The organism is Pararhodospirillum oryzae (genome assembly GCF_007992075.1).
GTDB lineage: Bacteria > Pseudomonadota > Alphaproteobacteria > Rhodospirillales > Rhodospirillaceae > Pararhodospirillum > Pararhodospirillum oryzae.
The window spans coordinates 21,299-28,447 of sequence record NZ_BJZO01000055.1; the positions used below are offsets into that span (position 1 = coordinate 21,299).

At 69.3% G+C, this 7,149-nt stretch carries 7 protein-coding genes and 1 pseudogene; 5 read left to right on the forward strand and 3 right to left on the reverse strand.

Annotation, left to right across the window (positions count from 1 at the left end; translation table 11 throughout):
* Positions 1-129 precede the first annotated feature (129 nt).
* A complete protein-coding gene (locus tag ROR02_RS10615) occupies positions 130-1,437 on the reverse strand; it encodes an NAD(P)H-dependent oxidoreductase (RefSeq protein WP_147163999.1) in 1,308 nt (435 codons plus the stop codon).
* Between the two features lie 162 nt (positions 1,438-1,599).
* Positions 1,600-2,562: a DUF3426 domain-containing protein gene (locus tag ROR02_RS10620; protein ID WP_147164000.1), complete on the reverse strand. Its 963-nt coding sequence runs from the start codon at positions 2,560-2,562 to the stop codon at positions 1,600-1,602.
* A gap of 160 nt (positions 2,563-2,722) precedes the next feature.
* On the opposite strand from ROR02_RS10620, the gene ftsE reads away from it, so the two are divergent.
* The 5 genes from ftsE to ROR02_RS10645 are packed head-to-tail and all read left to right on the forward strand — an operon-like array spanning position 2,723 to position 6,750.
* Entirely contained in the window at positions 2,723-3,505 is a 783-nt protein-coding gene (ftsE, locus tag ROR02_RS10625) for a cell division ATP-binding protein FtsE (protein WP_407672628.1), read from the forward strand.
* Between the two features lie 5 nt (positions 3,506-3,510).
* The gene (locus tag ROR02_RS10630; protein ID WP_246135507.1) at positions 3,511-4,410 is read left to right on the forward strand and encodes a cell division protein FtsX; all 900 of its coding nucleotides are present in this window, start codon (positions 3,511-3,513) and stop codon (positions 4,408-4,410) included.
* 37 nt (positions 4,411-4,447) lie between these two features.
* Entirely contained in the window at positions 4,448-5,110 is a 663-nt protein-coding gene (locus ROR02_RS10635) for a YdcF family protein (protein WP_147164002.1), read from the forward strand.
* Positions 5,082-5,852, forward strand: a complete 771-nt coding sequence (locus ROR02_RS10640; protein WP_147164003.1) for a lysophospholipid acyltransferase family protein — start codon at positions 5,082-5,084, stop codon at positions 5,850-5,852. Before ROR02_RS10635 ends, ROR02_RS10640 begins: the two co-directional genes overlap by 29 nt.
* A gap of 49 nt (positions 5,853-5,901) precedes the next feature.
* Positions 5,902-6,750, forward strand: a complete 849-nt coding sequence (locus ROR02_RS10645; RefSeq protein ID WP_147164004.1) for a fructosamine kinase family protein — start codon at positions 5,902-5,904, stop codon at positions 6,748-6,750.
* Between the two features lie 63 nt (positions 6,751-6,813).
* Here ROR02_RS10645 and ROR02_RS16635 read toward each other — a convergent pair.
* Positions 6,814-7,149 (reverse strand): annotated as a pseudogene (locus ROR02_RS16635) (hypothetical protein); the annotation flags it as partial.

The following is a 7,149-nucleotide window of genomic DNA, read 5'->3' on the forward strand; positions in this document are numbered from 1 at the left end:
TTTCCCTCCAGCCAAGGTTGTCGCGGCGCGACAACATGGGCCACACTCTAGAATATCCCTGGCCCCCCTGGAAGAGGGGGGAGGGACGTTCCGTCAAGTCGGAGGGTTCAAAAAAACGCGCGAGAGGCCTCAGGGCTGGAAAATACTCTCCATTTCCCGGCGGGCGGTGACGGCCTCGCAGGTTTCATCAAGGGCAACGTCGCTCCAGCGCACCGGGGTACCGGCCACCACCGGACGGATCAGGCGGGCCTTGTTCGCAAGCCCGATCGGCAGCACGCCGCCCGCCAGGGCGCGCTTGGCGGGCATCAGCCGCCCCCATACCCGGAAGCCGCCTTCGCCATCCAGGATTTCCCCCACCGCCAGATCGCGCTTGGCGATGGCGCCCACGTCGGCCCGCCAGCTGGCCGGATGGCCCACGCTTTCCCGGCGCAGCGCCGCCGAGAGCACGGCGGTATTGAGTTCCAGCCCGATCAGGTGGCGCGGACGGTAGATGGCGGTGTAGCGCCCGGTCGAGTCGGTGACCATGCCATACTCGGTGAAGCAGCGCGCGGCGTAGGCCGACGGCGCGGCGAAGACCACGAACACCCCCCAGCGCAGATCCCGGTGCACCGGGCGGCCGTCGCGTTCCAGGGACGACACCACTTCCACCATGCCCCGGCGCGCGAGCCGGCCGCCGTCCTCGACGGGGCGCAGCACGTGCGGCAGGTCGTCCACCCCGCACGGCGGGAAGCCCAACCCCTCCTCGGGGGCGTCGAGGCCGCAGGCGTTGGCCAGCGCCGCCATTTCGATGGCCGACTTGGTGCCGTCCAGGAAGCTGTTGAACATGCGCGGGTTCATGCCCGCCTCGGCGGCCCGGCGCGGGTCGATGCCGTAATGGGTCCACACGGTTTCCGGGGTGCTGGCATGGTAGCTGCGCAGGTACTTGGTGCCCTTGCCGGCGGCCACCACCTCGAACCCGCACGAGCGCGCCCAGTCCACCAGCTCGGCGACCAGGGCCGGCTGGTCGCCACTGGCCAGGGTGTAGACGACTCCGGCCTCGGCGGCCTCGCGCGCCAGCAGGGGGCCGCACAGGGCGTCGGCCTCGACATTGACCATCACCACGTGACGCTTGCGCGCGAAGCAGGCGCGGGCATGGGCGATGCCCGCCATGGGGTCGCCCGTGGCCTCGATCACCACTTCAACCTCGGGGGCGTCGATCAGGTCCCAAGGCGAATCCGAGAACGTCGTCTGGGCAATGCGCTCGGCCGACCACCCCACCTTGCGGCAGGTCTCGCGGGCGCGCTCGGGCGACAGGTCGCACACCCCCGTGACCTTGAGCCCCGGGGTCGTGGGCACCTGGGCAAGGAACATGGCGCCGAACTTGCCGGCGCCGATCAGCGCGACGCGCACGGATTGACCCGAGGCGGTACGGTGGGCCAGGAGCGACATCAAGGACATGGGCGACACCTCGTTTGGAGGAGGAAGGAGACGCATCCCGGACCAGGGGCGAGGGGGGCCGGGCAAGACGGGAACGGCTTCCTTCCCCCCCGCGCGGCTCATGGCGCGATCGCGGGGAAGGTTGGGGGCCGGCCCCTCGCGGGCCCGGCGGGGCCCCTTTCCCTAGTCACTGGAAGAAAACAGAATCCTGAAGTCGCGGGCGAGCTGCGACGGATTTTCCATGGTGATCTGGAAGGGCATCTGCGCGCCGGCGGCCAGCGTGGGCTGGGGCGGCTTGTCGCGCACGCGCTGCAACACCTTCCCGTCCTCGTCCATGACCACCAGTTCCAGTTCCGGAACCGGGCGTTCCTCGGCCGAGGGGTTGAACAGAAGGCCGCGCACGACCAGAACCCGGCGGTCGCCCTGCGCCTCCAGCGTGCTGACCACGTTTTGGAAAATAACCGTGTCGCGGGTCTCGCCGGTGTCGATGCCCAGCAGGGCGTAAAGCGATCCCAGCGCCGGGACCAGGGCCACGGCCTGGGCGCGCAGGAAATAGCCCGCCAGCGCCACCACCCACAGCGCGACCAGAAGGGCCACCACGGCCTTGAGCAGGCCCGTGCCGGGGCCGCGCTTGGTCGGGCGCGGGCCGGTGAAGACGCGGGGAATGGGATCGGGATCGGTGGACGCCAGCAGCGCGTCCAGATCCTCGATGTCGTCGCCGCGTCGTTTCTTGCGCGGTTCGTCGTCGTCCAGGTCGTCGTCGAGGGTGGTCCGGCCGCGTCCGCGCCCGGGCTTGCTTTCCATGAACTCGCCGCCGGGCAGCTTGCCCAGCATGTCTTCGAGCTTGGAAAGCTCCTGGTCGAAGTTGGTGGCGGGGGCCTTGGGCGGCGCGCCCTCGGGATCGCGCTCGAAGGGCAGGGCGTCCAGGTCGGGGGCCGGAGCGCGCGCCGGCGGGGGGGCAGGCTGGGGACGCGCTGGCGGCGGGGCCGCGAACGGATCCGGGTCGTCGTCGAAGTCATCCGCCCCGGCAGGCGGATGGTGCCAGGTATGACCGCATTTGGCGCACCGGAGCGTGCGCCCCTTGGATCCCAGGGCGGACTCTGGCAGGTTGAACTTCGCGGCACAGCTCGGGCAGGTGATGATCATGAGTTTTTCGAATCCGCCACAGGGCTCTGGTCCGGTTATACGGGGTCGCGCGCTGTCGTGACAAGCGACCATGATTGTGCTGTAAAATGGTTAAGCCCAGGTTTTACAGCCCGAGCCCCGGGCGGACAGGTTTTTTCGGGCCCCGGGGCGGGTGGAAGCCTTGGGCCGGCGACGGGAGGACGGATCCATCATCCACAGGCAACGCAGCCGTCGCGAGGATGCCCCGGCGGCCGAGTTCGTCGCGGTGGGGCTGCGCTACGGGAACGGACCCGAAATTTTCACCGACATCGATTTCGACCTGCCGGCCGGCTCGTTTCACTTCCTGACGGGCGCTTCGGGAGCGGGAAAGTCTTCCCTTCTGAGTCTTCTCTATCTTGCATTGCGTCCGACCCGGGGCGCGATTCGCCTGTTCGGCCGCGATGTCACCGCCGTGCCCCGCCACCAGTTGCCGGCGGTGCGCCGGCGCATCGGCGTGGTGTTCCAGGATTTCCGCCTGATCGATCATCTGTCGGCGCTCGACAACGTGGCCTTGCCCTTGCGCGTCGCCGGCATCACCGAGGAAGAAGTCCACCGCCACGTGCCCGAGCTTCTCACCTGGGTGGGCCTGCGCGATCACATGGACGCGCGCCCCGAAACCCTGTCGGGCGGGCAGAAGCAGCGGGTGGCCATCGCGCGCGCCGTCATCAGCCGCCCCGACCTCCTGCTGGCCGACGAGCCCACCGGCAACGTCGATGATCGCATTGCCATGCGCTTGCTGCACCTGTTCATCGAATTGAACAAACTGGGGACCACGGTTCTGATCGCCACCCACTCGGAGGCGCTGATCCAGAGATTTCCGTATCCCAGATTGCATCTGGAGCGGGGAAGCCTGTACCGGATTCCGTCGGCCCGCGATACCGCGCTGGTCTCTTCTCCCTCCCGGGGCGGAGGGCGTCCGCCGTGAGACTGATGAGGGCCGACCTGCCGGTGGCCGAGGACGGCACCGGTCATTTCCTGACCGTCATGGTGGCGGTCATGGTGTTCCTGGCCGCCCTGGCGATGGCCGGAACCTTTGCCGTGCACAACGTGGTCGAGCGCTGGAACCGGGACGTTTCGGGGACCTTGACCATTCAGGTCATGCCCACCCCGGGGCCCATCGACGAAAGCAACGCCCGCACCGAGGCCAACGTGGCGCGGGTGCTGGAGATCTTGCGCGTCGAGCCCGGCGTGCTGCGCGCCGAGGCCCTGGGCGAGGACCGCCTGAAGGCCTTGATGGAGCCCTGGCTGGGCTCGCCCGACATGATCGCCGACCTGCCCTTGCCCCGGCTGATCGATGTCACCATCAATCCCAAGGACGGCCCGGACGGGGGGCTCGACCTCGCCGGCCTTGCCCGGCGTCTCAGCGAAATGGTCCCCGGCGTGACCGTGGACGACCATCGTTTGTGGCTGGCCAAGCTGGTCGACCTCGCCCAGGGCCTGGCGTCGCTCGCGTGGTCGGTTTTGGCCCTGGTGACGGCCGCCACGTCGGTCGCCGTGATTCAGGTCACCCGCTCCAGCCTCGCCACCCACCGCCCGGTGATCGAGGTTTTGCACCTGATTGGCGCGCATGACGATTATATCGCCCGACAGTTCGCCGGCCGGGCCATGGTCCTTGGCTTGATGGGGGGCTCGGTCGGCCTTATGCTGGCCGTGCCCGCTCTGGCGGGGGTTGGCTATCTGGCTCGTGACATTGAAGGGGGCTTCGTGCCAGACATCTCCTTGTCGGTGCCGCAATGGGTTCTGCTGCTGGCCCTGCCGGTTTTTTCCGGGGGAGTGGCGATGCTGACCACGCGGCTCACCGTGCTGCGCGCCTTGTCGCGCATGCTGTGACCGGATCATTACGACAAGGGTAAGACGGCGCAAGGTCATGGGAACGGTTCTGGTCCGCTGGGGGCGGGTCGCGCTCAAGGGCGTGCTGGCGGCTTTCGCGCTGTGGCTCGCGGGTCTGGCCCTGTTCGCCGCCGCCTTGCCGTCATCAATCACCGATCCCCGCACCACCACCGACGCCATCGTGGTGTTGACCGGGGGCTCGGGGCGGGTGCCGGCGGGGATCGATCTGCTGGCCGCCGGCATGGCCCGGACCTTGTTCCTGTCGGGCGTTGGTCCCGATGTCACCTTGGACGACCTGCACGCCACCATCGCCACCGTGCCCTCGCGGCTGCGGCCCCGGGTCATCCTCGGTCATGCCGCCACCGACACCATTGGCAACGCCCGGGAAACCGCCCAGTGGATGGCCGCGTGCGGGTATCACAGCCTGCGCCTTGTCACCGCCGCCTATCACATGCCGCGCAGCCTCGTGGAGTTCCGGGCCGCCATGCCCGATGTGGTCATCGTGCCTCACCCCGTTTTCCCCGGCGCCGTGAAGTTGCAAGAATGGTGGAAATGGCGCGGCACGGCCTTGCTGATCGCCGAGGAATATTCCAAGTTCCTGGTCGCCTGGCTGCGCGGGCGCTTGCACACGCTGCCGGTTTTTATTGTCCTCCCCGGAGAAGGGGCCGCCCATGACCGTCCTGCGCTCGCTTGCCTTTAATGTGTTCTATGTCCTGTGGACGCTGGTCCTGGGGACCGTGGCCCTGCCCATTCTGGGGGTCTGCCTGGCCACCGGCCGGCGCATGCCGGTCCAAAGGGTGGCGCGGGTCTGGGTGGGGGGCTTCCTGGTCGCGGCCCATCGCCTGATCGGGTTGTCGTGGACGACGCGCGGGCTGGAGGCCGTGCCCCAGGGGCCGGTGATTTTCGCCGCCAAGCACCAAAGCGCCTACGACACCTTTTTGTTCCACCGCCTGCTGAACGATCCGGTCTACGTGCTGAAAAAGGAGCTGCTGGCGCTGCCCCTGGTCGGGTGGTACTTCCGCGTCACCGGCATGATCGCGGTGGATCGGGAAGCCGGCGCGTCGGCGCTCAAGGCCATGGTGCGCGATGCCCGCGCCGCCTTGGATCAGGGCTCGCAGATTGTCATTTTCCCCGAGGGCACGCGGGTGGCGCCGGGCGACGAACGCCCCTATCACCCGGGCGTGGCCGCGCTGTATAGCCAGCTCGGGGTGCCGGTGGTGCCGGTGGCGATCAATTCGGGGGTGTTCTGGCCGCGCAACGGCTTTTTCAAGCGCCCCGGGCAGGTGGTGATCGAGTTCCTGCCGGCCCTGGAGCCCGGCATGCCGCGCAAGGCCTTTCTGGCCACCTTGCACGCGCGCATTGAAGAACGCAGCCGCGCCCTGGTCGCCGAGGCCGAGGGGCGTCCGGTTCCCCCGGCCTCTCCGGTTCCCGCGAGCGACTGAACCCGGCCCGGGCGCCCGGTCCCGGAGAAGCCCCAAGGGAGGCGCGCCCATGAACGTGTCCGTTCCCCATGCCGAAACGGTGGCGCGTCTCCTCGGGGCACCGGTCCAGGCGGGCCGGCCCCTGGGGGGCGGTTGCGTGGCCCAGGTCTGGGGCCTGACCCTGGCCGACGGGCGGCGCGTGGTCTTGAAAAGCGGGGCCGGCCTGGGCGTCGAGGCCCGCATGCTGCGCTGCCTGGCCGGGGCCTCGGTCCCGGTGCCCGCCGTGCTGGCGCAGGAAGGCCCGGTGCTGCTCATGGACTGGGTCGAGGCCGGCGGCGCCCTGAACGGCACGGCCCAGGCCGATCTGGCCCGGATCCTGGCCGCCTTGCACGCCCGCCCCCAGCCTTGTTTCGGCTTCGACGAGGACACCGTCATCGGGGGGCTGGTGCAGCCCAATCCCCGGACGACGGCCTGGATTCCCTTTTTCGCCGGGCACCGCCTGATCGACCGCGCCCGCCGCGCCCGCGAGGCCGGCACACTCCCGGCTGGCGTGCTGGCCCGGGTCGAGCGTCTGGCGGGGCGGGTTGAACGCTGGCTGCTGGAGCCCGATCACCCCAGCCTGATCCATGGGGATGTGTGGGGGGGCAACGTGCTGTGCGCGGGCGGGCGGGTCACGGCGTTGATCGATCCCGCCTTGTATTACGCCCATCCCGAGATCGAGCTGGCGTTCGGGACGCTGTTTGGCACCCTGGGGCCGGCTTTTTTTCGTGCCTACGAGGCCCTGCGCCCGATCGCGCCCGGGTTTTTCGAGGAACGGCGCGATCTGTACCTGCTCTATCCCCTTTTGGTGCACGTCGAACTGTTCGGGGACGCCTATGTCGGTCAGGTGGAAGCCGTGCTCACCCGCTACGGGGCGTAGGTTCCCGCGTTCCGGCCTGTTTTCCAGGGCACGCGGCGGGCAGGGATAACCGGAGCCTTCCGGCTATCCTCGCATGCGCCGGATCCACCCGAGCACGCCCCGGGCCGCCGCTTCCACGGAATCGCCCGCCCCGGAGGCCGCCCCGTCGGCGGACGCCACCACCTGGGCGCCATCGAGGCGCGGCAAGGGGCCGCCCACCGAAACCGCGCCGGTTTCCCGCGCGGGGGAAACCGCCACGCGGGCCGTGGTGGTCGTGGTTTCCGGCATCAGGGCCCGGGCAATCCCCGGGATCTGGCCCGTGATTTCCGTCAGGCGCCGGCCCGGATCGAAACTTTCGACCACCGCGAGAATGGAATAGGTGGTGGGGCGGGCCGCCGTGTCGTCGGAGGCGTCGTTGGC

What these genes read in the sequence shown, in the direction of transcription:
- ROR02_RS10615 (WP_147163999.1), bottom strand. Translation starts at nt 1,437, where the DNA reads ATGTCCTTGATGTCGCTCCTGGCCCACCGTACCGCCTCGGGTCAATCC.
- ROR02_RS10620 (WP_147164000.1), bottom strand. Translation starts at nt 2,562, where the DNA reads ATGATCATCACCTGCCCGAGCTGTGCCGCGAAGTTCAACCTGCCAGAG.
- ROR02_RS10630 (WP_246135507.1), top strand. Translation starts at nt 3,511, where the DNA reads ATGAGGGCCGACCTGCCGGTGGCCGAGGACGGCACCGGTCATTTCCTG.
- ROR02_RS10635 (WP_147164002.1), top strand. Translation starts at nt 4,448, where the DNA reads ATGGGAACGGTTCTGGTCCGCTGGGGGCGGGTCGCGCTCAAGGGCGTG.
- ROR02_RS10640 (WP_147164003.1), top strand. Translation starts at nt 5,082, where the DNA reads ATGACCGTCCTGCGCTCGCTTGCCTTTAATGTGTTCTATGTCCTGTGG.
- ROR02_RS10645 (WP_147164004.1), top strand. Translation starts at nt 5,902, where the DNA reads ATGAACGTGTCCGTTCCCCATGCCGAAACGGTGGCGCGTCTCCTCGGG.